The sequence below is a fragment of the Bacillus sp. FSL R5-0593 genome, from assembly GCF_038603755.1.
Taxonomy (GTDB): domain Bacteria; phylum Bacillota; class Bacilli; order Bacillales; family Bacillaceae; genus Bacillus; species Bacillus velezensis.
The window spans coordinates 525,995-551,658 of record NZ_CP152011.1 but is presented as its reverse complement, the minus strand read 5'-3'; the positions used below and the strand labels follow the sequence as shown (position 1 = coordinate 551,658).

General features: G+C 40.8%; 28 protein-coding genes, 7 tRNA genes and 4 pseudogenes. 6 read left to right on the top strand and 33 right to left on the bottom strand.

Going from position 1 to position 25,664, the window contains the following annotated elements:
• Positions 1-586 precede the first annotated feature (586 nt).
• Complete coding sequence (locus NYE36_RS02705; protein ID WP_265451280.1) at positions 587-1,615, top strand: fatty acid desaturase; 1,029 nt, start codon at positions 587-589, stop codon at positions 1,613-1,615.
• 709 nt (positions 1,616-2,324) lie between these two features.
• Here the strand turns inward: NYE36_RS02705 and NYE36_RS02700 are convergent.
• Positions 2,325-2,963, bottom strand: a complete 639-nt coding sequence (locus tag NYE36_RS02700) for an NAD(P)-dependent oxidoreductase (protein WP_094032112.1) — start codon at positions 2,961-2,963, stop codon at positions 2,325-2,327.
• Positions 2,964-3,160: 197 nt separating this feature from the next.
• Here NYE36_RS02700 and NYE36_RS02695 point away from each other — a divergent pair, with 197 nt between their 5' ends.
• Both NYE36_RS02695 and NYE36_RS02690 read left to right on the top strand, forming a co-directional pair.
• On the top strand, positions 3,161-3,604 hold the full coding sequence (locus NYE36_RS02695; RefSeq protein WP_015239220.1) for an Rrf2 family transcriptional regulator: 444 nt from the start codon (positions 3,161-3,163) through the stop codon (positions 3,602-3,604).
• A gap of 342 nt (positions 3,605-3,946) precedes the next feature.
• A complete protein-coding gene (locus NYE36_RS02690) occupies positions 3,947-4,288 on the top strand; it encodes an MmcQ/YjbR family DNA-binding protein (RefSeq protein WP_039252619.1) in 342 nt (113 codons plus the stop codon).
• Between the two features lie 265 nt (positions 4,289-4,553).
• On the opposite strand, the gene NYE36_RS02685 is transcribed toward NYE36_RS02690, so the two are convergent.
• The 9 genes and pseudogenes from NYE36_RS02685 to NYE36_RS02645 all read right to left on the bottom strand — a co-directional run bounded on the left by NYE36_RS02685 (position 4,554) and on the right by NYE36_RS02645 (position 10,809).
• Entirely contained in the window at positions 4,554-4,979 is a 426-nt protein-coding gene (locus NYE36_RS02685; RefSeq protein ID WP_003156152.1) for a MaoC family dehydratase, read from the bottom strand.
• Positions 4,976-5,458 carry a cystatin-like fold lipoprotein gene (locus NYE36_RS02680; RefSeq protein WP_025284286.1) on the bottom strand — a complete coding sequence of 161 codons (483 nt, stop codon included), beginning with the start codon at positions 5,456-5,458 and terminating at the stop codon, positions 4,976-4,978. The genes NYE36_RS02685 and NYE36_RS02680 overlap by 4 nt, the downstream gene beginning before the upstream one ends.
• 160 nt (positions 5,459-5,618) lie before the next feature.
• Positions 5,619-5,939, bottom strand: a pseudogene (locus NYE36_RS02675) (MarR family transcriptional regulator); the annotation flags it as partial.
• A gap of 332 nt (positions 5,940-6,271) precedes the next feature.
• Positions 6,272-7,675: an MFS transporter gene (locus tag NYE36_RS02670; protein ID WP_007409580.1), complete on the bottom strand. Its 1,404-nt coding sequence runs from the start codon at positions 7,673-7,675 to the stop codon at positions 6,272-6,274.
• Positions 7,676-7,713: 38 nt separating this feature from the next.
• Positions 7,714-8,115 (bottom strand): annotated as a pseudogene (locus NYE36_RS02665) (BCCT family transporter); the annotation flags it as partial.
• Positions 8,116-8,723: 608 nt separating this feature from the next.
• Positions 8,724-8,888: pseudogene (locus NYE36_RS02660) on the bottom strand (cupin); the annotation flags it as partial.
• A gap of 99 nt (positions 8,889-8,987) precedes the next feature.
• A complete protein-coding gene (locus NYE36_RS02655) occupies positions 8,988-9,791 on the bottom strand; it encodes an alpha/beta hydrolase (RefSeq protein WP_031378633.1) in 804 nt (267 codons plus the stop codon).
• 115 nt (positions 9,792-9,906) lie between these two features.
• A pseudogene (locus NYE36_RS02650) lies at positions 9,907-10,031 on the bottom strand (IS1595 family transposase); the annotation flags it as partial.
• Between the two features lie 367 nt (positions 10,032-10,398).
• Entirely contained in the window at positions 10,399-10,809 is a 411-nt protein-coding gene (locus NYE36_RS02645) for an Lrp/AsnC family transcriptional regulator (RefSeq protein WP_094032114.1), read from the bottom strand.
• Positions 10,810-10,991: 182 nt separating this feature from the next.
• Here NYE36_RS02645 and NYE36_RS02640 point away from each other — a divergent pair, with 182 nt between their 5' ends.
• Entirely contained in the window at positions 10,992-11,753 is a 762-nt protein-coding gene (locus NYE36_RS02640) for an MBL fold metallo-hydrolase (RefSeq protein WP_015416880.1), read from the top strand.
• Between the two features lie 46 nt (positions 11,754-11,799).
• Complete coding sequence (locus NYE36_RS02635) at positions 11,800-12,210, top strand: ester cyclase (protein WP_031378634.1); 411 nt, start codon at positions 11,800-11,802, stop codon at positions 12,208-12,210.
• 189 nt (positions 12,211-12,399) lie between these two features.
• Here NYE36_RS02635 and NYE36_RS02630 read toward each other — a convergent pair whose 3' ends face one another.
• The 9 genes from NYE36_RS02630 to NYE36_RS02590 form a co-directional block, all read right to left on the bottom strand.
• The gene (locus NYE36_RS02630; RefSeq protein ID WP_015416878.1) at positions 12,400-12,924 is read right to left on the bottom strand and encodes an NAD(P)H-dependent oxidoreductase; all 525 of its coding nucleotides are present in this window, start codon (positions 12,922-12,924) and stop codon (positions 12,400-12,402) included.
• Between the two features lie 458 nt (positions 12,925-13,382).
• Positions 13,383-13,466: transfer RNA gene (locus NYE36_RS02625), tRNA-Leu, on the bottom strand.
• A gap of 68 nt (positions 13,467-13,534) precedes the next feature.
• Positions 13,535-13,616, bottom strand: a tRNA-Leu gene (locus NYE36_RS02620).
• 8 nt (positions 13,617-13,624) lie between these two features.
• Positions 13,625-13,700 (bottom strand) — tRNA-Lys (locus NYE36_RS02615).
• A gap of 33 nt (positions 13,701-13,733) precedes the next feature.
• Positions 13,734-13,808: transfer RNA gene (locus tag NYE36_RS02610), tRNA-Gln, on the bottom strand.
• A gap of 11 nt (positions 13,809-13,819) precedes the next feature.
• A tRNA-Glu gene (locus NYE36_RS02605) sits at positions 13,820-13,894 on the bottom strand.
• A 19-nt stretch (positions 13,895-13,913) separates the two neighbouring features.
• Positions 13,914-14,004 (bottom strand) — tRNA-Ser (locus NYE36_RS02600).
• Positions 14,005-14,007: 3 nt separating this feature from the next.
• A tRNA-Asn gene (locus NYE36_RS02595) sits at positions 14,008-14,082 on the bottom strand.
• Positions 14,083-14,217: 135 nt separating this feature from the next.
• Positions 14,218-14,667 carry a SprT family protein gene (locus NYE36_RS02590; RefSeq protein WP_064115844.1) on the bottom strand — a complete coding sequence of 150 codons (450 nt, stop codon included), beginning with the start codon at positions 14,665-14,667 and terminating at the stop codon, positions 14,218-14,220.
• A gap of 99 nt (positions 14,668-14,766) precedes the next feature.
• Here NYE36_RS02590 and cmpA point away from each other — a divergent pair, with 99 nt between their 5' ends.
• Positions 14,767-14,880, top strand: coding sequence for a cortex morphogenetic protein CmpA (cmpA, locus tag NYE36_RS02585; RefSeq protein WP_003156164.1), 114 nt, complete (start codon positions 14,767-14,769; stop codon positions 14,878-14,880).
• 9 nt (positions 14,881-14,889) lie between these two features.
• Here cmpA and NYE36_RS02580 read toward each other — a convergent pair whose 3' ends face one another.
• From NYE36_RS02580 to acpS, 14 genes are all read right to left on the bottom strand, one after another.
• Entirely contained in the window at positions 14,890-17,049 is a 2,160-nt protein-coding gene (locus NYE36_RS02580) for a Tex family protein (RefSeq protein WP_080130811.1), read from the bottom strand.
• 72 nt (positions 17,050-17,121) lie between these two features.
• Entirely contained in the window at positions 17,122-17,724 is a 603-nt protein-coding gene (locus NYE36_RS02575) for a PP2C family serine/threonine-protein phosphatase (RefSeq protein WP_007410234.1), read from the bottom strand.
• Positions 17,724-18,512, bottom strand: coding sequence for an RNA polymerase sigma factor SigB (sigB, locus tag NYE36_RS02570; RefSeq protein ID WP_003156171.1), 789 nt, complete (start codon positions 18,510-18,512; stop codon positions 17,724-17,726). Before sigB ends, NYE36_RS02575 begins: the two co-directional genes overlap by 1 nt.
• Complete coding sequence (gene rsbW / locus NYE36_RS02565; RefSeq protein ID WP_003156173.1) at positions 18,478-18,960, bottom strand: anti-sigma B factor RsbW; 483 nt, start codon at positions 18,958-18,960, stop codon at positions 18,478-18,480. Before rsbW ends, sigB begins: the two co-directional genes overlap by 35 nt.
• Positions 18,957-19,286: an anti-sigma factor antagonist RsbV gene (gene rsbV / locus NYE36_RS02560; RefSeq protein WP_003156176.1), complete on the bottom strand. Its 330-nt coding sequence runs from the start codon at positions 19,284-19,286 to the stop codon at positions 18,957-18,959. The genes rsbW and rsbV overlap by 4 nt, the downstream gene beginning before the upstream one ends.
• Before the next feature lie 63 nt (positions 19,287-19,349).
• A complete protein-coding gene (locus tag NYE36_RS02555; RefSeq protein ID WP_007410233.1) occupies positions 19,350-20,357 on the bottom strand; it encodes a PP2C family protein-serine/threonine phosphatase in 1,008 nt (335 codons plus the stop codon).
• Positions 20,358-20,368: 11 nt separating this feature from the next.
• A complete protein-coding gene (locus tag NYE36_RS02550; protein ID WP_003156178.1) occupies positions 20,369-20,770 on the bottom strand; it encodes an anti-sigma regulatory factor in 402 nt (133 codons plus the stop codon).
• 2 nt (positions 20,771-20,772) lie between these two features.
• The gene (rsbS, locus tag NYE36_RS02545) at positions 20,773-21,138 is read right to left on the bottom strand and encodes an RsbT antagonist protein RsbS (protein ID WP_003156180.1); all 366 of its coding nucleotides are present in this window, start codon (positions 21,136-21,138) and stop codon (positions 20,773-20,775) included.
• 4 nt (positions 21,139-21,142) lie between these two features.
• Entirely contained in the window at positions 21,143-21,964 is an 822-nt protein-coding gene (locus NYE36_RS02540) for an STAS domain-containing protein (protein WP_003156182.1), read from the bottom strand.
• 117 nt (positions 21,965-22,081) lie between these two features.
• Positions 22,082-22,432, bottom strand: coding sequence for a type II toxin-antitoxin system endoribonuclease NdoA (ndoA, locus tag NYE36_RS02535; RefSeq protein WP_003156187.1), 351 nt, complete (start codon positions 22,430-22,432; stop codon positions 22,082-22,084).
• Between the two features lie 5 nt (positions 22,433-22,437).
• A complete protein-coding gene (endB, locus tag NYE36_RS02530) occupies positions 22,438-22,719 on the bottom strand; it encodes a type II toxin-antitoxin system antitoxin EndoAI (RefSeq protein WP_003156188.1) in 282 nt (93 codons plus the stop codon).
• Between the two features lie 119 nt (positions 22,720-22,838).
• Positions 22,839-24,008 carry an alanine racemase gene (alr, locus tag NYE36_RS02525; RefSeq protein WP_094032115.1) on the bottom strand — a complete coding sequence of 390 codons (1,170 nt, stop codon included), beginning with the start codon at positions 24,006-24,008 and terminating at the stop codon, positions 22,839-22,841.
• Between the two features lie 116 nt (positions 24,009-24,124).
• A complete protein-coding gene (locus NYE36_RS02520; RefSeq protein WP_043021433.1) occupies positions 24,125-25,132 on the bottom strand; it encodes an outer membrane lipoprotein carrier protein LolA in 1,008 nt (335 codons plus the stop codon).
• Positions 25,133-25,296: 164 nt separating this feature from the next.
• A complete protein-coding gene (acpS, locus tag NYE36_RS02515) occupies positions 25,297-25,662 on the bottom strand; it encodes a holo-ACP synthase (protein WP_007410229.1) in 366 nt (121 codons plus the stop codon).
• Positions 25,663-25,664: the final 2 nt, after the last annotated feature.

Sequence of the window (25,664 nt, the reverse complement as noted above, 5' to 3'; positions counted from 1 at the left end):
TAACTGCAAATTAATAATATGTTCATTCATGTTTTATTTGTTAAACCTGTCGATACCAGTGCAAAATAAGATGCTTATTAATAACTATGGTGTGAAAACACCGTGAAAATGGATCACGAGTGTCTTCAAACCCAGTACTTCATATTGATTGTTAAAGATTTCTTTAAAAAGCTCAGCTGTTTCTTGTTCAAGTACAAGATATTCTTGGCTGTTCACTGGTATAGCTTTGTTTCTGCAGATGTTTCCAAACGATCACTCAGGTATACCTCTATTTTAACGGTATTAACTTGTCATGTTTGTTCCTCAAACAATCAAAGTTTACGGTCTAAATAAACCGATTCACATTGGGGAGCATGGAGAGAGTTTGGCCCGATAAAGAGCCGGGTATAATCTTCATACACCTTTTGTATTCCGGCTGGTTCTGCTAATAAAGATTTAATCAGTCTGGAAAAAAGTATCTCATTTCCAATAATTTCACAGGCGGATGGGAAAGATACTTATCATCTATGGTGTATGACGCTGTGACTTCAAAGACAAACGTTTTCGATACTTAGAAGAACATCAGGGAAGGGGAAATCTTTAAAAAATGAATGAACAAAACCTAAGGACTTTGAGAAAACTGGTTACACCTTATGAAAAGTCCGATTTACAAAAAAGTATATGTCAAATCATTAACACATTGGTACCATTTTTCCTGCTATGGTATTTGGCATATAAGAGCTTGTCCATTTCTTATTTCCTTACATTAGCCATTTCTGTCGTTGCAGCAGGTTTTTTAGTAAGAACCTTCATCATCTTTCATGATTGCTGCCACTATTCCTTTTTTAAGAACAGAAAGGCGAATCGAATCCTTGGAACAATAACAGGAATTCTGACTCTGCATCCGTTTGATCATTGGGCACACGATCATTCTGTCCATCATGCGACAAGCAGCAACCTGGACAAACGCGGTACGGGCGATATTTGGGTACTGACTGTTGAGGAATATAAGGAAGCCTCAACTAAGACAAAAATAATGTACCGTTTGTACAGAAATCCGTTTGTTATGTTTATTATCGGACCGATTTACGTCTTCGGGATTACCAATCGTTTTAATCGTAAAGGGGCAAAACGCACAGAACGGATGAATACATATGTAACGAACCTGGGGATCGTCGCTTTGGCAGCACTTTTATGTTGGGCTATCGGCTGGCAAAACTTTCTGCTGGTCCAGACACCAATTTTTATGATATCGGGATCCCTCGGAATTTGGTTGTTTTATATTCAGCATACGTTTGAGGATTCATATTTCGAAGAAGATGAGCATTGGGAATATGTAAAAGCAGCCGTTGAAGGAAGCTCTTTTTATAAGCTTCCAAAAGTCATGCAATGGTTAACAGGCAATATCGGTTTCCATCATGTTCATCATTTAAGCCCAAGAGTCCCAAACTATAAGCTTGAAATCGTGCATAACAACACTGAACCATTGCAAAGCGTTCCGACCATCACACTGGCAACAAGTATTAAGTCATTAAAGTTTCGACTATGGGATGAAGAAGGCAAAAAATTTGTTGGTTTTACCCACTTAAAAAAAACTTCTAAAAACCAGGCACCAGCTCGGCTAAGAACGGATTAAATAAACGCCCATAATCGATGATAATGGGCAGTGTATCTTGCAGAATAAAAGTGCAGACTCGCGCAAAGATTTTGTGCAGAGGTCAGCACTTTTTTAATGCCACATGCACTTAAAACAAAAAATACCAAAGGTGTCAAGACCCTTGGTATCATTAGGATGCGGCCGAGAAGACTTGAAGCTCCACGGGTTATTCACCCGCTGGGCCCTCAATAAAGTGAAACGTGTTTTCTGTTATAAAACCATTGTTCTAAACACATTTGCCGCACTAATCGTTATTTATGTCTTGATCTATTCAATCAAGTTTAATCAATATTATTCGAGAGTGACATCATGATTAAACTATCATGAAAATAAACTTCTGTAATTTAGGAGTTTTGACGGACTCCTTACTTTACTTAATAATAAATATCATGTTGATAGATGTATTTTAAAAGAGCCAACTCACGAAAACGAGTGGGTTTACAAAAGCTCTAACTAACCCACAAAAGTTTTAGTCAGAGCTATTTATACATATTTTTTTGGTCCAACTCACTAAGCACCTACTCTGTCATCAGCTCGATAATACTCATTGGAACGTGATAAATCCCCTTTTTCATAAAAATAATCCGCTTCTCTGTTTGCAAAGTTTTCAATGTCTCCGTACATTCTTAGAAGGAAGATACCATTAGAGCGATGACACTAATGGTACCCTTTGTTTCTACTCAATCACTTATTCAGCTTCTCCAACAACTGTAAAGCGTTCATTTATATGTTTTGGATTTTCAATTTCATCCAATACTGCAATTGCATAGTCTGCATAGCTGATATAACTTTCGCCTTTCGAATTCACAAGAAGATGATCTTTTCCTGACTGATAAAATCCAGTTCTTTTCCCGTCTGGGTCAAATACCGCTGAAGGACTGATAAATGTCCAGTTCATATCAGAAGTTTCCTTTAGTTCTTGCAAGTTACGACCTTGCCCTTTAGCTGTCGGAATAAAAATCTCCGGGAAATCAGGTGTATCCATTACACTGAGAGTTTTATTTTCGTCTACATAAAGACTCCCTGCTCCACCTACAATTACGGCTCTTGTACCCGTTCCTTTTAATGCCCTAATTAATGCCCGGCCAGCATCTACATGTGCCTGTTCTTCTCCTAATGGAGCACCGAAGGCATTAACTGCTACATCTAATTTTTTTAGATCATCCGATGTAAGATCAATTATATTTTTTTCAATGATTGCAATCTTTTCCTCTTTAAGTTTTGCAGCATCTCTTACAATTGCAGTTACTTCATGTCCCCTGCTTACCGCTTCTTTCAAGATAAGACTTCCAGCTTTTCCGGTTGCACCAATGATTCCAATTTTCAATTTAAAGTCCTCCTAATCATTCAAAATTTTAAATGTAACCATATTGATTACATGTAATAATTTTAGTTACACCTCATTTATTTGTCAATACTTTTATCATCTTGTTAATTGAGCATATTAGAGTAAAAGAACTTGTAATACATTCAGTTACAAGTGTACTATAAAGAGTGTAAAGTAATGAGGATGGTGAAGAAATCATGTCTATTAGCAGCCGTTTTGCTGTAGGAATTCATATATTGGCTCTTATTGAAATAAATGAAGACGGAATTAGCACTTCTGAATTTTTAGCTGGAAGTGTAAATACAAATCCCGCCTTCATAAGAAAAATTATGGGGATGCTGAAAAAAGCAGGTTTAGTAAATGTTCGGCCAGGTATTGCAGGAGCTGAATTAGCGAAGGATTTAACTGAAATCACCTTACTTGATGTTTATAGAGCAGTTAATGTTGTTCAAGATAAAGAATTGTTTAGTATACATGAAAATCCCAATCCTCAATGTCCTGTAGGCCGGAACATTCAAAGTACAATTGGTCCAATATTTGAAATCGCCCAATCTGCCTTGGAAAAAGCTCTTGGGCATATCACAATTGAGGATGTGGTAAAGGATATTATTGAAAAAGAAAAATTGACCAATAATTGTTAAATGATTTCACAGAAAATCTTTTATCAGACTGGGGATAAAAAATGGCTTTTTCATGAACAAAAAAAGAGCAGACATAAAGTCTGCTCCTTTTGATGAAAGATTTAGATTACGGTAAGGGATATAAATATGCTCATGATACAGAGGAAAAATTAACGACAATGCAGACGATGCCAGATTCTTTAATAGGGCGTTGAGTATTACTATCCAACAACTCAAGGTTCAGAAGCTAAGTTCAAACAAAGACTTGAGGAAATCTCGGATTAATATAAAAGAAACCGCAAATCTTAGTTTGAATGAATATGTTCTGTATATAAAAATAATGAGGTATGGAGTGAATTGATAATGAATTATGATGAAATTAAAGATTACTGCCTAACCTTTCCAAACTCTTATGAAGACCATCCTTTCGGAGATGGTTGGACTGCAATTCGTCACAAAGGGAATAAGAAAATATTTGCACTTATCTTCACTCGCGACGAACACTTATGTGTCAACCTTAAATGCGAACCTGAAAGGGCTGATTTTCTGCGTGGTCTTTTTGAAGAAATCAAGCCCGGATACCATATGAACAAGGAGCATTGGAATACGCTTACCTTAGATGAGGGACTCCCAGAGCACCAAATCCATGACATGGTAAAGTACAGCTTTGAACTAACAAAACCAAAAAGTAAAAAGAAAACATAACATCGAAGGATAGAACGCTCATTATAGATATTCACCCGGCGCAATGATACAGAGGAATATGCAAAAAACCTCAAGGCAGCAATTTTTAAATTCGTATTTACGAGATGATTTTTTCGTTATTGTGAGTCCTTTGTTTCTCGATCATAGGTTGAACAAATAAAAAAAGAGCAGACTCAAAGTCCACTCAATTAATTAAGATGATTGCTCATTTCATCCAGACACCTATAAAAAATGAAAGGTGACGATGATATGCCGCAAAGGTCATTTAGCGTTTAATTAATACTGATAACTCACCTTCAAACACTTTTTCCTCTTTCTGATTATAGGTAGATAACAATACAGTAAGTATCCCCGTCTGGCTTTTATTTGGTTTTTTATCAATAACCTTAACAATAGTGTTCAGTTTATCATTAGGGTAAACGGGTGCTAGGAATTTTATATTATTCATTCCTGTCCCAGCAATAATATCGTCTTCATGACACCCTTCTTCAATCCAAAGCTTAAAAGTAATAGATAACGTTTGTATTCCAGAAGCAATAATTCCATTAAACCTGCCCATTTTTGCTTTTTCTTCATTTAAATGCATGTACTGTGGATCATACACTTCTGCAAAATTCATTATATTCTCTTTTGTTAATTCAAAAGATTTAGTTTGAAAAACCTGCCCGATGGTAAATTCATCCAACTTCATAAATAAATCTCCTTGAATCTAAACTTTATTATTAAATCTACGTAGCATTTTAACATACTGGCTCTCACACAACAACTTAACGGTAAAACAATTGTTCCCCTATCAGGAATGAACAAGCACATTGTTTTTGTTTCCTTGCCTTTAACCTCTTTATAATCAGGTGTTTTCTTATAAAGACCAAGGCGGTCGCCATCACCATCACCCGGCATATGTGCCATTTCCTCATAAGAATCTCCAAGCTTCTTATAATAAGAATAAGCAGTCAGCCTACGAGAACTTTCTTCTGGCTGATAAAACGCAAGTTGAATATATTTCCCGTCATCATATACACGAATTATGGCGTTATCTCTTTTGTGCTCATCTGAATCAGCTCGCATTTCTTTTCTGACTTTCTTCTCCTGCTTCATCACTTCATTAATTGCATTATCATATTTACTACCGCCGCACGCAGTCAGCAGAAGGATGAAGGTGACTGACAAATCATACGACCTACTATAAGTAAGTGGACAGTAACAGATGAATTTTTATAAACAAAAAATACCAAGGGTGTCAAAACCCTTGGTATCATTGATGCGGCCGAGAGGACTTGAACCTCCACAGGTTATTCACCCGCTGGGCCCGCCATCTATATTCATAAAACTATTGCTCAGTTGTCAGCATGTTAAGTAAATTACGAATTTCCTTGTTATAACTTTTAATTTCTTCTTCATTACAACCGGTTTTATCAAATACTGCATTAGGTATCATTGTGACTTTTTCTTTAAACTCATTCCCTTCAGTTGTTAACGTAATAATTACACTTCGTTCATCCTCTTTTGAACGCTCTCTTATAATAAGACCTCGCTCCTCAAGTCGTTTTAACACTGGAGTTAATGTTCCGGAGTCTAGATATAATTCTTCGCCTAAACCTTTAACAGATATTTTTTCCTTCTCCCATAAAACAAGAAGAACCAAATACTGTGATTAGCGTACAAGTTCTCGTTTTCTGCTTTGGACCCCATATAGAAAATAAAAAGCCAGCTCTCCTTCGGGAGAAGAACTGGCATAACAAAGCTTCTTGCTTCTTATTTTGCTGTATGCTCGGACCTTTTAATATCTCTTCGTTCTTGCGTCAATGTTTTATTATTAGGACACAACCAATAAAATAATGACGATCGAGAATAGCAACGCTGCTTTTGCAAAGCAGTAAGCCCTCCAGAATGTAAAAGAGCTGCAGTTATTGCTGCTCGGATAATCTCAGCTTATTCTGAGTCTGTATGTCGAGTAGCCGGTCAATTAAATGGATGTTTTTTTCATTCCTTTTCTGTTTGTTCCATTTTCCACCACAGTGAATCTTTTGGATTTTCAACAGCTTCTTGAAACTCAGCTTTAGAAGCAACTGTTGGGTAAGAACCTTTTAAAGATTTACCTGAAGTATCTTTAAATAAGGTTAACACCACTATTAAGCCAATTAAACTAACTGCCAATAAATAGAAACCCGGCGCCAAATTGTTTCTTGTCACATGGGTTAACCAAGAAGCAACTAAAGGTGTTGTTCCACCAAAAATAGAAACTGATAAGTTGAATGTCCAGGATAATGTACGATATCTAATGTCAGTATGGAACAACGTAGGTAAAGATCCTGGCATAGTACCTTCGTATACAGATAATACAATACCTAACATTAAAAGTCCTATAAATAAGAATGTTATATTCCCCATATTAAGAAATTGAAAAGAGATAATCGAAAATACAATTCCTAATACTAATCCAATTGTTATAACTTTTTTATTTCCTAATTTATCTCCCAATTTACCAAAAGTTAAAGCGAACGGTACCATAATAATCAATACAATTGCTGTAACCGGTGTACTTATATTATCACTTATACCAAGGTTCTCATCCAAATAAGAAGGCATATAACCTAACAATAGGTAATTGGTTATATTGAAAAACGCCACAAATACGATACATAAAAAGATATCTTTTTTATATGTTTTAATGACTTCTAATAAACCTGGTTGTTGTTCTTGGCTTTCAGAGATGTCATTTTCAAAAATTGGTGATTCATCTAAATGACTTCTCAAATATAAACCAAATAATCCTATTGGAATACTTAAGAAGAAAGGAATTCTCCATCCCCAACTATTCATTTGAACATCAGATAAAGTCCAGAAAAGTACTGTAACTAAAACAGAAGCTACTATATAACCAGATAATGTGCCGATTTCTAAACCGCTGCCTAACCTTATACGCTTATTATCTGGAGAAGATTCTGCGATATATACCATTGCACCAGCGTACTCTCCACCCACAGAAAAACCTTGCAGAATACGAGCTAAGAGTAATAATATAGGGGCCCATACACCAATCTGTTCATAGGTAGGAAGCACACCAATTATTAAAGTAGATAAAGCCATCATTAAAATAGTAATTGTTAATACTATTTTCCGACCAAATTTATCACCCATTTTACCAAAAATAATTCCGCCTACCGGTCTAAGTAAGAAGGCAATTGCAAATGTAGCAAAAGTAAATATTAACTTTAATTCATCGTTTTGAACTGGACTGAAAAAGTTTTTACTAATAATAACTGCCAAATAAGAATATAAAGCAAAATCAAACCATTCCATCGCGTTTCCTATCCCTGTAGCAAACACGCTTTTCTTCGCTTTTTGAATGTCTACAACGTTAATTTTTTTCTTGTTAAACTTCATTTAATAATATCGACTCCTTAATTATCAAATCCACATTATACAAGCGCATAAACGGTCCAAGCATGCAGTCCCAGAATGTATAGCGTAATGCTTCTCTAAAAGTCCGGGGGTTTCTGTTTCACCTGATGGAGAGCTAACGGCATAGTGGATGATTGGTTCAACTGTACCTTAAAAGACTAGACTAATATCCATATCAGCGCCAAATAACATTGTAAACCAGGAAAGAAGGATGAAATTCAGTTTTTTCGCTGGTTTCCTTAACTTATTTTTGCCGATTGGACTAAAAATAATACAAAAAGCAACAAAAAGAGAAACATCCAACAGATAATATCAGGCAAAGCGGTTAGTGATATATCCTTGGGCTGTGGTTGGTATTTTCTGCAGACTATTTGGAGAAATGATTCCCCTTAATAAAGCTCTATTGTGAATATTATCACAATCGAACAAAAACTTTTATTTCTTCAAAGTATCCTAAACCTTTATTTTAGTTCTTCCATTACGTCTTCCAATATGTTTATTATAAGATTGAGGTCGTTCCTAAGAATTATTTACTGATCCTATCTTTATTACCCCACAATCAGGTGAAACAAAACACTATAAACGTACCATATCTTTTTAAAATCTGACAAGCTCAACAGGGTGATAGAAACCCGGCTAAAGCCCAGCTAGTCAATGGATAGAAGAAATTTTTTTGTTTTTCCCAAGGAATAACCGTCTGCGTTTAATCCAGCCCAATCAGAAAGAAAAAGAGCAGGAGTAATCCTGCTCTTTCATTCAAAACTTTAATTTGTATGAAGAATTTCGTATACCTTTTCGACTTTCTTTACCTATTAATCAGGATACAGACTACAACAGAAATAAGTAGCACCGGGTATGAAATAATGAATGCATTTAAACAGGCCAATCACCGACAATTGAATTTATTGCATGATACCTAACAAAATTATTTTTTAAATCCAGCTGGAAATAAAGAAACATTTCTTAGGTAATGGTTTTATTTTTGATCTACTATTTCTTACAGCTAAATCCAGATATCATTTTCAGCTGTTTAATCAGTTATTTCTTGCCCGGTATTCACAACACCTTTAGGTTCTGCAAACAAAATTTCACACTCTGATTCTGCATAAGGTTTATGTTCAACATTTTTCGGAATGACAAACATTTCACCTTCATTTAATTTTACTTCTCCATCAAGAAATTCAATGATTAAATTATCCCCAATGACAAAATTTTAAAAAATACCAAAACTCATTATCTCAATTATTGTTTAACTAACTGGTAATTGTAACAGTAAATTCATATTTATGAATAGTTATACCATCCGAAAATTTTCCGACTCAAGTCTGTTTAACCAGTTATGAACCAATGAATTAAATACATCGGTTTGTTCGATTTGCAGGTTGTGACCAGCCATATCAAGTACTGCAAAAGTTGCCCTTGGGTAATCTTCTATTAGTCGCCACGCATCATGGTATCCGACTACATTGTCCTGACGCCCTGTGATAATTAGCGTGGGATACTCAAGTTTAGATGAAATATCGAAGGTAAACCCATATCCATTTTGACGAATGTTGTTTATGAATTCATAATTTGTTTGTTTAGAAGGAAGTAAAATTTCATCTCGAAACCTCTCCCATTCAGTTTTACCTTGCACAATCGCCATAGAGCAAAATTCATCCGCCTCCTCTGAAGACAAATGTGATATCAAGTCGCTGTCTCTTTTTAGAACAGTCTTCTGCGGTACTACCCTTTCATCGAATTCCGGTATAGTTAATGGTGCCATCAGCAGTAATCCACGAACTGTTTCTTGACGTGAACGAACGATACCTCTGGCAATGTACCCTCCATATGAATTACCACACACAATAAACTGTTGACCAGGAATAATCTCGTCCAAAAGACGCAATATCGCTTCTAAAATATCATCCGAGTTCTGAATAGACGGTTGCGGCTCAGAATGTCCCATACCCGGTAAGTCTATGTATATTCTCTTCCAACCGCTTCGTTTCTCGAATAACGGTTCCATTGCATGTAACATCACCTGATGGTCAAGTGTCCAACCATGCAGCATAACGATCGGATATCCCTCTCCAATTACTTTATGGTAAATCGACATGTATTTGTTTCCCCTTCCCTGTAATCCTAATGTTTCGATATGAACATTTAATCCTTTCATACATTTATCACAATTTTAACAAAATTTTAACTGACCTTGGTAAGTTGAACAAAGATTAAACATTGAATTTTGACAATCGCAAACTGTCATATGTGTCCGTCATATTAAAAGAATCTCTTTTATGTGTTGTTTAGTGCTTTCGTTACGGCGACTATTGACAAATAAGAACCAAGCAAAGTATTGTCCAGATACTTTGAGTATTTTGATCACTTTGAACTTTAGGTAAGTGGGCAGTAGATCATTTAAAAATAAGCACAAAAAAATACCAAGGCTCTCTCTATTACCCTTGGTATCATTGATACGGCCGAGAGGACTTGAACCTCCACGGGTTATTCACCCGCTGGGCCATCAATAAAGTGAAGCTGTGTTTTCTGTTACAAAAACCTTTATATATCAGTGTTTATTTATTTTGATTATGATGTATCACAATGATTTATTCATATTGTGGAGTAAAAATGGAGTAGTTTTTTTCGTCACCAGAAAAATACATGACATGTCTCGGGTTCCATGTTCATTAGAATAACCAACGATTTTTAAATGAGTCTTTCTATTTGCTAATAACAATTGATAATTTATAATTTACATGCTTGTTTAATTCCACTAGAAATTGATCTAGCAACTCGTTAGATTGAAATCGGCATTCAAGAAGGTAACAACCATCCCCACTAATTTTATAATTATTGATTACGTATCTCTCTTGGGTTTTTATAAATGAAAGATATGGCTTATGATGGGTGCTTTTTGTATAGATATTAAGCAAAGCATGTATATAACATCCTAGTTTTACTTGATTCACTTTAATTGTATACCCCTCAATTACACCATTATCCTCCAATTTGACAACTCTCGCAGCAGCTGCCTGCCCTGTTAAGTGAACTTTTTCACCTAATTCTTTCATTGTAATACGGCTATTTTTAGACAGCTCTTCTAATATCTTCATATCTGTATGATCTAACATGAGCTCAGATCCTTTCAAAGTAAATTGACACATTATGTACAGCGATAATAATCAGTTCATACAAAACAAAATATACACTTTCAAAAATCAAGTCAAGCGACAGAACGACTTGATTTGTTCTATGTATTTATTCAGCAGCTGTATGTAAACTATACTCATATCAAAGAAAAGGAGTGTTACACATGAATATTCAACAAATTCGTAATGCCACACTTGTTGTCGAATACGCAGGCAAAAAGTTTTTAATAGATCCTATGTTAGCTGAGAAAGGTGCATACCCTCCATTCCCAAATGCACCACGACAAGATCAAAATAACCCTTTGGTTGAATTGCCAACATCTGTTGACAATATTATTAAAGATGTTGATGCTGTTATTGTTACTCATCTTCATTATGACCATTGGGATGAGGCTGCAAAAGAGGTATTGCCAAAAGATATCAAGCTGTTCTCCCAGAATGAAGAAGATGCAACAGAAATACGAAATGCCGGATTCAAAAATGTAGAGGTTTTAACAAAAGATACAGTTTTTGAAGGTATTCAATTGATTAAAACAAAAGGCGAACACGGAAGAGGAGAAATTTTAAAACTTGCAGGTCTTGTTTGCGGTGTTGTCTTCAAACACCAAAGCGAGAAAACGTTATATATAGCCGGAGATACAGTATGGTATGTTGCCGTTCAGGAAGAAATTGATACACATCAACCAGAAATCATTGTCGTAAATGGCGGAGATAATCAATTCTACGAAGGCGGTTCTCTCATCATGGGTAAAGAAGATATCTATGAAACGTATAAGGCTGCTCCAAAAGCAAAAATTATTGTAAGCCACATGGAAGCTGTAAATCATTGGGGATTATCAAAAGAAGAACTAAAATCCTTTATTAATGAAAAAGAAATCACTTCTGATGTTTTAGTGCCTGAAGATGGCGAATCATATTCATTTTAATCTAACACATGAACTGAAGTTTTAACTAAGGGAGGGCGCGTTCATTATGTCCGTTGAAAACAATAAAGAATTAGTGCGTCGTTACTTTGAAACGATTGAACAAGAAAAATACGATGCCTTAAAAGACTTTTGCCATAAAGATTTCGTATTCTATCCACAAGTAGATACACCGTATCCAGGCGTAGAGGGTTTAATTGAATCAGAAAAGAAAAACTTCGATGCTTTCCCAGATTTCAAAATGCCAATTAAAGCAATGGCAGCTGAAGGCGACCTTGTTGCAGCATATTTTATTTTTGAAGGCAGGCATACAGGTATTCCATTTGCTGGAGTCCCTGCAACAGGAAAAAGCGTTAAATTCTCTCTTATGATGTTGTTACGTATTGTTGACGGTAAAATTATTGAACATAGATCTCATGTGGATGTGCATGATATTCTCCGTCAGCTTGGCGTTAATTAACAGTAAAAAGTTGAAATAGTGAGAGACCAGGTGAATAGCTTGGTCTCTTTTTTTTATAATTAAGTCCTCGCTCTATGCCCTCCTGCATTCAGTCGATGTAACTTTGAAATAAAGTTTAATTAACATCTATCACAAATCCTTATTTTCACAACACATCATTTATTTCAGCCTTCCCTCGCGAATACCGGATCAATGCTCAGCTTTAAGATAGTTAACCAATTTCTCCGCACTGTTCTTAACATCTTCTTTTGAAAGGTGAAGTGTCCCATATTGTGTAAAGGCAGGAAGAAAACGCATTCCTATATAGTTAGCAGTGACTTGAAACGGTCTGATAAGCTCGCTGATCGTGATATTATATTCTCCGCCTGCTTGATAATCAGATTCCTGTGCGCCTAAGGAGATCGCTAAGAGCAGTTCTTTTCCATGCAATTTAGTACCTCCAGTTCCATAAGCCCAGCCATGTGTTAACACATCATCTTCCCATTGTTTGAGTAACGCGGGACTGCTGTACCAATACATTGGGAACTGAAAAACGATACGCTCATGATCTAACAGGAGCTGCTGCTCTTTTTCTACATCAATGATAAAATTAGGGTATTCACCGTACAGGTCATGAACCGTAATGTCATTCTCTTGCTTTAAACGATTCATCCAGGTTTTGTTGACAACAGACGTTTCCAAATTAGGGTGTATAACGATAACTAATGTTTTCATTTGACTGTTATCCTTTCTTCGCCGATTAGTTATTATTGCTTTTGTGATAAGGATTTGATTCTAATTTTAAAATCACAACTTATTTACACCTATTTTATCCTTTTTCATGAATTCAGGGCAACTAATTGGGCACCGATTACATTTATAGCCAAAAAAAGGCTTAACCTTTTAAAAAAGATTAAGCCTTTTCAGTACCCTTATGCCCCTACCCTATTATCTCGTGTCTAAATTCTAATAGCTGATCATATAACAAGGTCTTCCATGCTTAGCAATACTTTCTCTTCTTTTGCAAATTGGAGTTTGAGGCATTAGTAACTATCTATAAATAATGAAAATATTTGTGCGATGTCGACTGCAGATGACTTACTTTAGGTAAGTGGGCAGTTTGTGGACAGTAGATCATTTAAAAATAAGCACAAAAAAATACCAAGGATCTCTATAATCCTTGGTATCATTGATGCGGCCGAGAGGACTTGAACCTCCACGGGTTATTCACCCACTAGGCCCTCAACCTAGCGCGTCTGCCATTCCGCCACGACCGCGTGTTATGAAGCTGTCTTTCCACTAAGCATATAAGCTAGTGATGATGATCAGCACTTTGAAAAGAAAGTGCGGGTGAAGGGACTCGAACCCCCACGTCGTAAGACACTAGATCCTAAGTCTAGCGCGTCTGCCAATTCCGCCACACCCGCGTGACAAGTGGTGAGCCATGAAGGACTCGAACCTTCGACCCTCTGATTAAAAGTCAGATGCTCTACCAACTGAGCTAATGGCTCGCTCTAAAAGTGATTCAAAATTTTAAAATAAAATGGCTGGGCTAGCTGGATTCGAACCAACGCATGACGGAGTCAAAGTCCGTTGCCTTACCGCTTGGCTATAGCCCAACGAAGGTAAATGGTGACCCGTACGGGATTCGAACCCGTGTTACCGCCGTGAAAGGGCGGTGTCTTAACCGCTTGACCAACGGGCCGTCTGGTTGAGAACTTATCTGGCGGAGAAGGAGGGATTTGAACCCTCGCGCCGCTTACGCGACCTACACCCTTAGCAGGGGCGCCTCTTCAGCCACTTGAGTACTTCTCCATATGGCTCCACAGGCAGGATTCGAACCTGCGACCGATCGGTTAACAGCCGATAGCTCTACCACTGAGCTACTGTGGAATAATCAGACTTTCTTTATTATAAATGATGCGACATATTGTGTCAAGAAGCAACATTTATTTTTTTGAGAAAGTGTCGTTGTCTCTCAACGACTTTTATAATTTAACATAGAACATTAAAATGAGTCAAGCCTTTTTAAAAAATTCTTTTGATTTTTCCTCTGCACTTTCCGCAGGCATATCTTTCCGGATTCATTGCCCGCTTCTTTATATACTGTTGGCCGCAAGCCGCGCATCTATACATATATGTTTTCTTTTGTGTCTTTTTGGTTTGCAGCGGCGTGCAGAATCTCGGCGCTCCGACTTTCTGAAGCAGTTCTCTGAAGTCTTTGTCTCTGTGCTTGTACCCTTTTCCTTCAAGGTGAAGATGGTAATGGCACAGCTCGTGTTTGATGATGCCTACCAGCTCGCTCCGTCCGTGTTCGAGCAGATATTTTCGGTTTAATTCAATGTTATGAGAAGACAGCATGTACCGGCCGCCTGTCGTTTTCAGCCGGTTATTGAAGAAGGCTCTGTGACGGAACGGCTTTCCGAAATCTTGTTCAGAGATGTCTTCCGTCAGCTTTTGAAGTTGTTCGTTATCCATAAGTGCACCCCGCTTTAAAAACATTGAACGGGACAATTCACCGTTCGCATACAATGAGTTAAAACCGACCTCTAACTAAAAGCTGAGGAGGAATGAGCCATGCCGAATTGGCTGATGAAACAAATGCAAAAAGCGTTTTTAGAAAAGGACAATTACCAAATCAAACTGCTGAATCAGTGCTGGTATTTCTACAGAAAAAAACACTGCTCGTAAGCAGTGCTTTTATTTTACCATAGACAGCGACACTCTGCCTTTTTGCACGTCCACCCCTTCAACCCATACGGTGACGATGTCTCCGACCGATACGACGTCGAGAGGATGTTTGACGAATTGATTGCTCAGTTTTGAAATGTGCACAAGCCCGTCCTGCTTGACGCCGATATCGACGAAAGCGCCGAAGTCTACAACGTTGCGGACGGTGCCCTGCAATTCCATTCCTTCCTTTAAATCCTCAAGCTGCAGAACGTCTTTTTTCAGCAAAGGCTTCGGCACTTCGTCACGAGGATCGCGCTCCGGCCTTGTCAGCTGCCCGCAAATATCCGCAAGCGTAATTTCCCCTATACCGAGCTCTTCAGCCGTTTCAGACAGCGGCAATGCGCTTATTTTCTCTTTTACGTCCGCGCTTCCGATCTGATCCGCAGTGAGCTGCAGTTTTTTGAGCAGCGCCTTTGTCTCTTTATAGCTTTCCGGGTGTATCCCGGTGCGGTCGAGCGGCTCCGGTCCTCCGGGTACTCTCAAAAAGCCGATGCATTGTTCATATGTTTTTGCGCCGAGACGCGGAATTTCTTTCAGTTCTTTGCGATTTGTAAATTTGCCTAGTTCATCTCTTTTTTTGACGATATTGCCGGCAACGGTTTTGGATAACCCGGCTACATATTGAAGCAGCGCGGCTGAAGCTGTATTGACATTCACCCCGACTTGGTTGACGACGGTCTCTACGACAAAACGGAGAGATTCGTTTAATTGCTTTTGGCTGACATCGTGCTGGTATTGCCCGACGCCGACGGATTTAGGATCAATTTTTACAAGCTCGGCCAGCGGGTCCTGCAACCTCCGCGCGATGGAGACGGCGCTGCGCTCTTCGACCTGAAAATCCGGAAATTCTTCACGGGCGATTTCTGACGCGGAATACACGCTTGCTCCGGCCTCATTGACGATGACATAATAAATGTCACGCTCTGTTTCTTTCAGCACATCAACGACGAATTGCTCTGTCTCCCGTGATGCCGTGCCGTTTCCGATCGCCACAACCTCGACTTCGTACCGATCCAGCAATTCTTTGATTTTTTTCCGGGCTTCCGCTGTCTTTTTTACGGGAGCGTGCGGGTAAATGACGTCGATTTTCAGCACTTTTCCCGTCTCATCAACAACTGCCAGTTTGCACCCCGTACGGAAGGCCGGATCGACGCCGAGCACAACTTTCCCCTTCATCGGCGGCTGCAGCAGGAGCTTACGCAGGTTTTCAGCGAAAATATGAATCGCCTGCGCGTCTGCTTTTTCTGACAGCTCTTTGCGGATATCGCGCTCAATAGCCGGCTGGATCAGGCGCTTGTAACTGTCCTCAATGGCCTCTTTCAGCGTTTCTTTCACAGGCGTTTCACGGTGTTTGATAATTTGCTTTTCTAAATAAGCTTTTATCTGATCGGCGGGCGGTTCGATCGCAATCTTTAAAATGCCTTCTTTTTCACCGCGATTCATCGCAAGCACTCTGTGAGGAACGACCTTTTGGATCGGCTCTTCGTACTCGTAGTACATTTCATAGACGTTTTTCTCGTCATCTGCGGCTGACTTGCCTGCCGCGGAAGTGAGAATTCCTTTTTTATACGTTTCCTGGCGAATCCACTTTCTGAAATGAGGATCATCCGAGATTTGCTCGGCTATGATGTGCTTCGCGCCTTCAATGGCTTCCTCTCTTGAAGCGACTTCTTTTTCTGCACTGATATATTGATCAGCGATGTCGTGAAGGCGGTTTTCTTTCGGGAGAGAAAGAATATAGTCCGCAAGCGGTTCAAGACCTTTGCTTTTGGCGACGGTGGCTTTTGTTTTCCGTTTTTGTTTGAAGGGACGGTATAAATCCTCGACTTCCTGAAGCTTAACCGCTTGTTCGATTTTTTGCTTCAGCCCTTCCGTCAGCTTGTCCTGCTCAGAGATCAATCTGATGACTTCTTCTTTCCGCTGCGTCAGGTTTTGTATGTATTGCCACCGCTCGGAGATTGCCTGAATCTGCACCTCGTCCATTGAGCCGGTCTGCTCTTTTCGGTACCGCGCAATAAACGGGACGGTATTGCCGTCCTCCAGCAGGCGGATGACACTTTCGACATGTTTTTGGGATAACGCTGTTTCTTCAGCAATTTGTTTTTTCAAAAGGGCTAACGTTTCCATATCACAAAAGCCTCCATCTCTTCATTCTTTCTCTAGTGTATCAAAAAACGGCGGAACATAAAAAAAGCAGCCTTACGATAAAAGCTGCCCTAGAATATAGGTCAAATCATCACGTCTGGATGTTGTGTACGGATGAAGTGATTTTGATATATCTTCTATTGAGTGTCCCTGCTTTAAGCAGGTGCGGATATGCGGAACCTCAAGCCCATCCGTGTAGATGATGAATCTCGCCCCTTTTTCGTATGATGACGTATACGTTTTATATCTTTGCGGTTTGCCTGAGAGGTAACCCGAAATTGGCAGCGGATGAAAGACTTCGCCTGATGGGGAGTGCAGGAAGAAACGGACATTGCCGATCGAGCAGTATGTCAATTCCCTTTTGATGAAATTGATTTTTAAGATAGAGGCAGTCGCCCCTCTTTTGTTTTTCATCGCTTGATTGCAGCGCTCAATGATGCTTTCCACATCCTCATCCGCATACGTTTCCACGATGTCTTTAATGGCTGACGAGGATTCGTTGGCAAGAGATCCGCTGCCGAGACCGTCCGCTACCGCGCAAACTAATTCTTCTTCATTCGCCTTCATAAAAAAGCTGTCGCCGCATATGGACTTGCCTTCTTTATTTAATTGGTATACAAGAGTTTGAACATGTTCATTTTCTTCAACCTGAATCATTACATTAGCTCCATGGAGGGATCTCCAATCAAGGCCTCTCTCAGTTTTTTCACCGCTTTCCGCTGCAGGCGCGAGACGTGCATTTGAGATATTCCGAGAATGTCCCCTGTTTCTTTTTGGCTTTTATTTTGCACAAATGTTAGATCGATAATCTGTTTTTCGCGGTCGGACAGCACATGAAGCACGCTTTTGATCATCATCTGCTGGTTGACGCGTTCGTATCCTTCCTCCTGCGAACCGACGATATCTAAAATCGTGACGGTGCTTCCGTCCGCATCCGCTTCGATGCTGTGATCGACAGACAGCGCCTGATAGCTTTTTCCCATCTCCATCGTTTCAAGCACTTCCTCTTCTGACACATCGAGAAAGGCTGCGATTTCTTCGACTTTCGGCGACCGCTGCGTCTCTGTCGTCAGCTGATCCACCGCCATTTTAATGCGCGGCCCGAGTTCTTTAATCCGTCGCGGGACGTGTACGCTCCATGTTTTATCTCTGAGGAAGCGTTTGATCTCGCCGATGATGGTCGGAATCGCAAATGCTTCAAAGGATTTGCCGACCTCGGGATCATACCGTTTAATGGCTCCGAGAAGTCCGATCATCCCGACCTGGCGGAGGTCTTCATGAAAACTTTTTCCTTTTGAATATTTCTTTGCCAGCATTTCGACGAGATTGGTATACACCTCGACGAGTGTTTCCTGGGCTTCTTTATTATCATGTGTTTGAAAGTCGCGTATGAGCCGATCAACTTCATCTTTAGTTAGTTTCGTAGTTTTTGATGGTTGTGCCATGATCAACTCGCTCCCCATTTAAATACTTTGTCATCGCCACGGTTACGCCAGAGTTGCTTTGAACTTTGACTTCATCCATGAGCGTTTCCATTAAATACAGACCGAGCCCTCCTTCTGACAATTGATCGACTGTGTGCGAAGGAGTGTACGGCCCGAGATCCTGCTGCTTCTGATCAAAATCAAAGCTGTCTCCCTGATCGGCGACAATGACCTCCAGCCGATCCTCAAACACACCGAACCGCACGGATACTTCTCCCTTATTTTCATCTTTGTATGCATGCTGGACAGCGTTTGTACAAGCTTCGCTGACAGCGATTTTTAAATCTTCAATGTCATCATAGGTATAGCCCATTCTGCTTGCGACTCCTGATAACGTAAGCCTGACGATTCCTACATATTCCGGTTCGGCCGGAATTTTCATCTCTATATAATCAACTGATGTACTCATTGCACGCCACCTTCTGACTTTGCCGAAATATCGATGATGTCCTTAAGCCCCGTAATTTCAAACAGACGGACGAGCCGGTCGGAAAGATTCTCAAGCTTCAGAGAGCCGCCTTCCTTGCTCACCGTTTTAAACACGCCTACAAAAACGCCTAAACCCGTACTGTCCATATAATTTACATCTTTTAAGCAGATTCTCATGTCCTTCCCCTCGTTTGCCAGGGGCATCAGCTTTTCACGAACCACCGGAGCTGAGTATACATCGATTTCTCCAGCGATATTGATTTGTATATCTGAAAGATTCTCCTTCATATCTACCGTTAAATTCATCGTATCACCTCTGAAAGTTATCCTTACTCGTGCTAATGGCTTTTTACCCGTGCTGCTGTTTTTTTAAACCTTTCTTTTCAAAACAATTAACGTAAAATCGTCATGAAGCTGAAAGTCCTGGAGTCTCAGCAGGCTGTCGTAAATGTTTTTGACCATATCCTGCGCGGAGCAGTCCATATGTTCTTCCAGCATGCGCTGAATGTCGCTGCGTTCTAAGAAACCGTTTTCGGTACGGCATTCGGTGACGCCGTCAGAAAAAAGAACGATCATGTCTCCTTCGTCCATGTGCTGTTCATATTGGCTGTAATCAAAATCCTGAGAAATTCCCAGCACCAATCCTTTTGCCTCCAGATCATAAAACTTTTTTTCTTTTTCAGAGTAGTAGAAGCCCGGTTCATGCCCCGCAGAGGCATATGTAAATTGGTGATTTTTCGTATTGTAGTTTGCGTAAAACATGGTGATAAACATGCTTGAGTCCACGTTCTGTTCTACAACGCGGTTAAGATTTTTCAGCACTTGGGAGGGGTGAATGCCGATCTCCGGAAGAGAGTCCATGGCATACTTGATCATCGACATGCACAATGCGGCGGGTATTCCTTTTCCGATGACATCGGCTATCGCGATGTTAATCGATTCCTTGTCTTTGACAAAGTGATAATAATCCCCGCTCATCTGTTTGGCGGGGACGCTGATCGCCCCGATATCCAGATCTTCTTCTTCAGGAATTTTTGTGCCAAGCAGCGTCTGCTGAACATTTGCGGCAATTTCAATTTCTGAACGAAGCTCCTGCTGGATATCTCTCAGACTTTGATGTTCCTGATAAGCCATCCCGTAGCCAATCATGACTTCTATTAAAAAATCCAGCGAATGAAAAACATCTTCCGGCAGATCCGGATACAGTTCCTTTACTACTTTTCGGTGGATACTGATAATCTCCTCCGGAGGAACCTGATGTTCAATCGTTTTTCGGCTGAATTTTTGGGCTTGATATAAAGATGTTTCTGTTAATTCGGCTATATATCGGCTAAGCAGCTGATGATACCGCTGCTCTATAACCTCCCTGAAATCCACGTTCTAACCTCCTACCGAAGCCATTTCACGGCTTGAATCTCTGTTCCTTCCTCTGCAACAGATTGCAGGCTGAATTCGTCCATCAGCCTTTTGACGCCCGGAAGTCCCGCTCCCAGTCCGCCTGACGTTGAAAAGCCGTCTTCCATCACTTTACGGATGTCGGGGATTCCGGGTCCTTTGTCTTCTGCTATAATTTTAAGGCCTTTTTTCCCTCTGTCGTTTACTTGTTCTATGCTGACCTGGCCTTTGCCTGCATATAAGTAAATGTTTCTGGCCAATTCTGAGATAGCCGTCGTGATTCTGGCCTGGTCCACCGTACCGAAGCCTAATTCCTTCGCAACGTTGCGGCCAAGCTGTCTGGCGGCTACGATATCCCATTCTGTCATGATTTTCACACAGGATTGGTCGTTCATCGCTATTCCCCCAATTCCCGCTTCAATGTCTCAAGCCCTTGCTCTAAATCGAGCGCCGTTTCAATTTCCTCAAGTGAGATTCCGAGTTCAATCAATGTGACCGCCACAGCCGGCTGAATTCCCGTCAATACGACCTTTGCGCCCATCAATTTAGACATGGTGATGACATCGCCGAGCACTTTCGCGATAAATGAATCGATCATGTCAACGGATGTCAGGTCAATGACGACCCCGTTTGCGCCGGTTTCATAGATTTTGTTCAGCAGATCTTCTTGAAAATGCAAAGCTGTCTGGTCGTCAAGTTCCCATTGGATGGATACCAATAAGCAGTTATACAGTTTCAGGATCGGGATTTTTGGATGTCTCACAATGTTATTCCCCCAATGAAACGATTTTTCGATTTGTCATTTCAAGCGCTGTTTGAATTCCTTTTTGAAGGGTATTCTTCGTAATAACCTGCGACAAATCAATTCCCAGATTAACGATCGTCTGCGCGATTTCCGGACGGATTCCGACGAGCAGGCATTTCGCGCCGACAAGCCGCACCGCTTCCGATGCCTGAATAATATGGTGCGCCACCATCGTATCAACGACCGGCACGCCCGTGATATCAATTAATACAACCTGTGAACGGTGCTTTACGACGCCGTTTAACAGATTTTCCATAATGTGCTTTGCACGCTCCGTATCAATCGTCCCGACAAGCGGCATGACCGTTACATGCTCAAATACCGGGATCAGCGGAGCCGACAATTCCTGAAGCGCGATTTTTTGCAAAGTAACCGTCTTTTCCCAGGAGATAGAATACTGATTTAAAATTTCCGTATTGATCGGATTGAAAAAGCTGTCTATTTCCAAAATCAAATCTGCTCTGTCCTGATCGGCCATATTAAGGTCGACCATCGTTTCGTAAAGCAGTTTCCAAAACTCTGACAGGGTGGCTGAAAGAAGTTTCAGTGACAGGCCGAGCTGAACGGCGCGCAGTGCGAGTTCACTGATCTGCTCTTCCGTGGCCTCGTCATTTTTAGTCGATAATAAAAGAATGTCTATATAGTCTTTACAAATATTTTCACATATGTGATTCGTAAGCTGATAGTCTTCCTGATTGCCTACTTCTTTTAGTTTGGCTGTCCAAGTATCAAGCAGTTCATCATGCTGATCAATGATGAACTGATACACTTTCTGATTCGACATGGGTTTCACTGACCTCCCGACACAAAACAACAAATTTTGTTTGATTATCTCTTTATTATAGCGCTTATGTTTTTCGAAAACAAAAAAAGTTGCTCTTTATGAGCAACCAAAATATGACTAAAAATCAATGAGTGCCAAACTGATTTGCAGGGCTTCATCAACCTTATCCATCATTTCATCATCCAGATGAGTTATTTTATCCGTTAATCTTTGCTTATCAATCGTCCGAATTTGCTCCAGCAAAATAACGGAATCTCTTTCAAAACCGTAGCGTTTTGCATCAATTTCGACGTGGGTTGGTAATTTCGCTTTCTGTATTTGGGCTGTTATGGCTGCAACAATAGCAGTCGGGCTAAAGCGATTTCCGATATCATTCTGGATCACTAAAACCGGGCGTACGCCGCCTTGCTCTGAGCCAACAACAGGAGATAAATCAGCAAAATAAACATCGCCGCGCTTTACAATCAAAATGATTATCCTCCGCTGACTAAGCGCTCAACGGTCGTTTCTGCTTCGCACTCAGCATAGTGAGCCTCAGAAGAGATATTCAAGTTGATTTTCGCCATTTCCATATACCCGCGTCTCATCAAATCACGGTTATGGCGAGTTGTCCGTTCGCTGACATACGCTCTCACTGCTTGTGATATCAGTTCGTTTCTGCTTCGTTTCTCCCGCATCGCTACACCATCCAATTCAGCTACTAAGTTTTCGGGCAAGCTGATTTTCATTTCGGTTCTTGCGCTGGATTCAGACAAAAAACATACACCTCCACCAAACTTACGGATACGACCAATTCATCCATCCAGACATAATGATACCATTATTCAAACGTCAAGCAAAGCTGTTTTATAAATTCTCTTTTTCCGGATGACGGCTACTTGCTTGTATTATCTTGCAGTAAAGGATTTCTTACTTCCATTATACTCTCATTTTCCAAAAACATACGGGGAACGCGGGAACTAATGGTACAAGGGACCTCGTAATTAATCGTCCCAAGCCGCCCGGCGATTTCATCCATCGTGATCGTTTCTTCCTTCTGGCTGCCAATCAGGGTGACTTTGGTGCCCGGCGGATAAGATTGATCTAATTCGACCATCAATTGATCCATGCAGATTCTTCCCGCGATATTCATCCGTTTGCCGCCGATCAGCACAGACGTGCCGCTCAGCTTGCGGAGCCACCCGTCCGCATAGCCGATGGGAACCGTTCCGATCCATTGATCCTTCTCTGCCGTATATGTTGCGCCGTAGCTGACGCTTTCCCCTTTGCGGATCTTTTTCACATGGGATAAAACAGAGTGCAGCGCAAAAGCCGGCTTTAATTGAAACGGAATTTCGCTTTGGATGTCAGCAGAAGGACGAAGCCCGTACATACTGATGCCGAAACGAACCGCGTTAAAGAAGCCTTTTTTAAGACGAAGTCCGGCAGCGCTGTTCGCGCAGTGCACCATCAATTCTTTTAAAGGGAGCGGAGCGATCAATGTTTTAAAGCGGTCAAACTGGAAGAGGAAATAATCTCTGTTTTTCTCATCCGCGGTAGCAAAATGGGTGAATACGCCTTTACAGACTAAACCGGGATTTTGGCTGAGGATTTTTAACACGCTTTGGATTTCTTCCTCCGTTTTGACTCCGAGTCTGTTCATGCCGGTGTCGACTTTCAGATGAAACGGCACTGTCGCACTTCCGAGGTGGCGCGCAGCTTCCTGAAGCCATTCAACAGAATACCCCGTGAGTGTTACGTCATACTCGGCAGCTGCTTGTACATATTCGGGCGGCACGGCGCCAAGCACGAGAATCGGCGCTGTAATGCCCCGCTTTCTCAATGAAATCGCTTCATCCAGTATGGCTACGGCAAGACAAGAGGCACCCGCTTCAAGCGCGGCTTTCCCGGCTTCCAAATCTCCGTGGCCGTAAGCGTTCGCCTTTACAACCGCCATGAGATGGACGTTTTGCCCGATGTGTTTTTTCATATGCGTGACATTTTCTTTAATCGCGGACAGGTTGATTTCCGCCCACGTTTCTCTGTAAAAGGATGCTGTGTTCATTCGATACACTTCCTAGCATTATTTTCAATTCATATTGTTATTATCATACTAAAATTATTCTGCAAAGTGAAATGGAATCAAAAAAGAGACCGACAGCGGCGGCCTCTTTTTTGACATTATTTTGACGACTGTCCCTGCATGCTTTTGGCGGCGGCCACCATTTCATCTTTTGTCAGATCCTGTGATGACAGAAGATAATCCACTCCGTCATATGTCCACGTTAAAGACGTATCAGATAATGCGGCCACCGTGAAGCCGAGATTAACCGGTTCGCCTTTCAGCGTGACGGCAGAGGCGGCTTTTGCGATATGGGCTTTTTCTTGAATAAGGGTGAAGGATTTTTCTCCGCCGTAAGTCATGACGATCCGTTTGCCGTCCGCCGTTGAAATATCTTTCTCTTCAAGCTTTTTGACGCCGGCCGGCACTTGAAGCGGTGTTTTGACCGCAAATGAATCAGACGGCTTGGCGCTTGTGGCGACGTCCATCTGGGAAAGCGTCATATTTTTCTTCTCGTCAAAAGAGTCTTTATCAAACGGCTTGTTGAATTCAAAGCTTTTGAATTCGACTTTTACCATCACTTTCCGGTCTGTATCCATGACTTTGACGAGCGACGGGCTCATGTCCTTTTTGTTGAAAGTGATTTCCTGAATCGGCAGCATTTTGTTGTGCTGATAGTTTGTTTTTGTTTCAAATGTGTACTTTTTATCTTTGGCGGAATAGACGGCGTCTTTGTCATGCTGCACGTCTTTTACAAGTGACTCAAACAAATATACTTGGCTGCTGTTATTCGGCCAGTCGCTTTGGAATCTGAAGCTCTTATTTAACGACGGCGTGAGGACAAAGACTCCGTTGGCGTTCCGTAAAATGACTTGGTTTTGGTCTTTTTTCGGATTTTCCAAATAGACCCGGTACAGGGAAGGCTTTTTATGCCAGATTTCCACATTGTATACTTGCGGATCACTCCCCGTTTCGATGGTCATTTTGGCTTTCGCTTTGTACGAGGTGTATTCTTTCGCCTTCTTATCTAAACCGTTCACGATATCTTCCTGTGATTTTTGGCCGCAGGCCGAAAGAATAAGGACGGCAAGCAGTCCCGTTAAAAGCAAAACAAAGCTTTTTCTCACCTTTTTTCAACCCCTTCTTCTCAATTGATGTAAAGGGAAGAAATCGCTTGTTTGACTTTAACGGTACGCCCTGAACGGACGGACGCGTACCATAAAAGCCTCAAACAACTTGTCTCCCTTAATGCACTATCAAATATATGAAGGGGTTCCGGCTAATATGCAGACTAGCGTGACAACCTTTCAATCACGACCTGTGCCGCGGCGTATTCTTTTGTATGGGTAATGGAGACGTGAACCGCCGCGCCGTCAAGCTTGGCGCAGGCCAGCACAGGCTTTCCCGCTTTGTCGTTTCCGGTTTCAATATCCTGAAAGCTGAGCTCTTTGCCGATACCTGTGCCGTATGCTTTCGAAAAGGCTTCTTTTGCCGCAAATCTTCCCGCGAGAAATTCAATTTTCCTTTTGTCCGACAGCAATGTAAAACGGGCGTATTCAGCCTCCGTCAATATTCTTTGCGGAAATCTCGCCTGCCGGCTGAGCATGTTTTCAATTCTGTGCAGTTCAACGATGTCGATTCCGATTCCGAAAATCATGT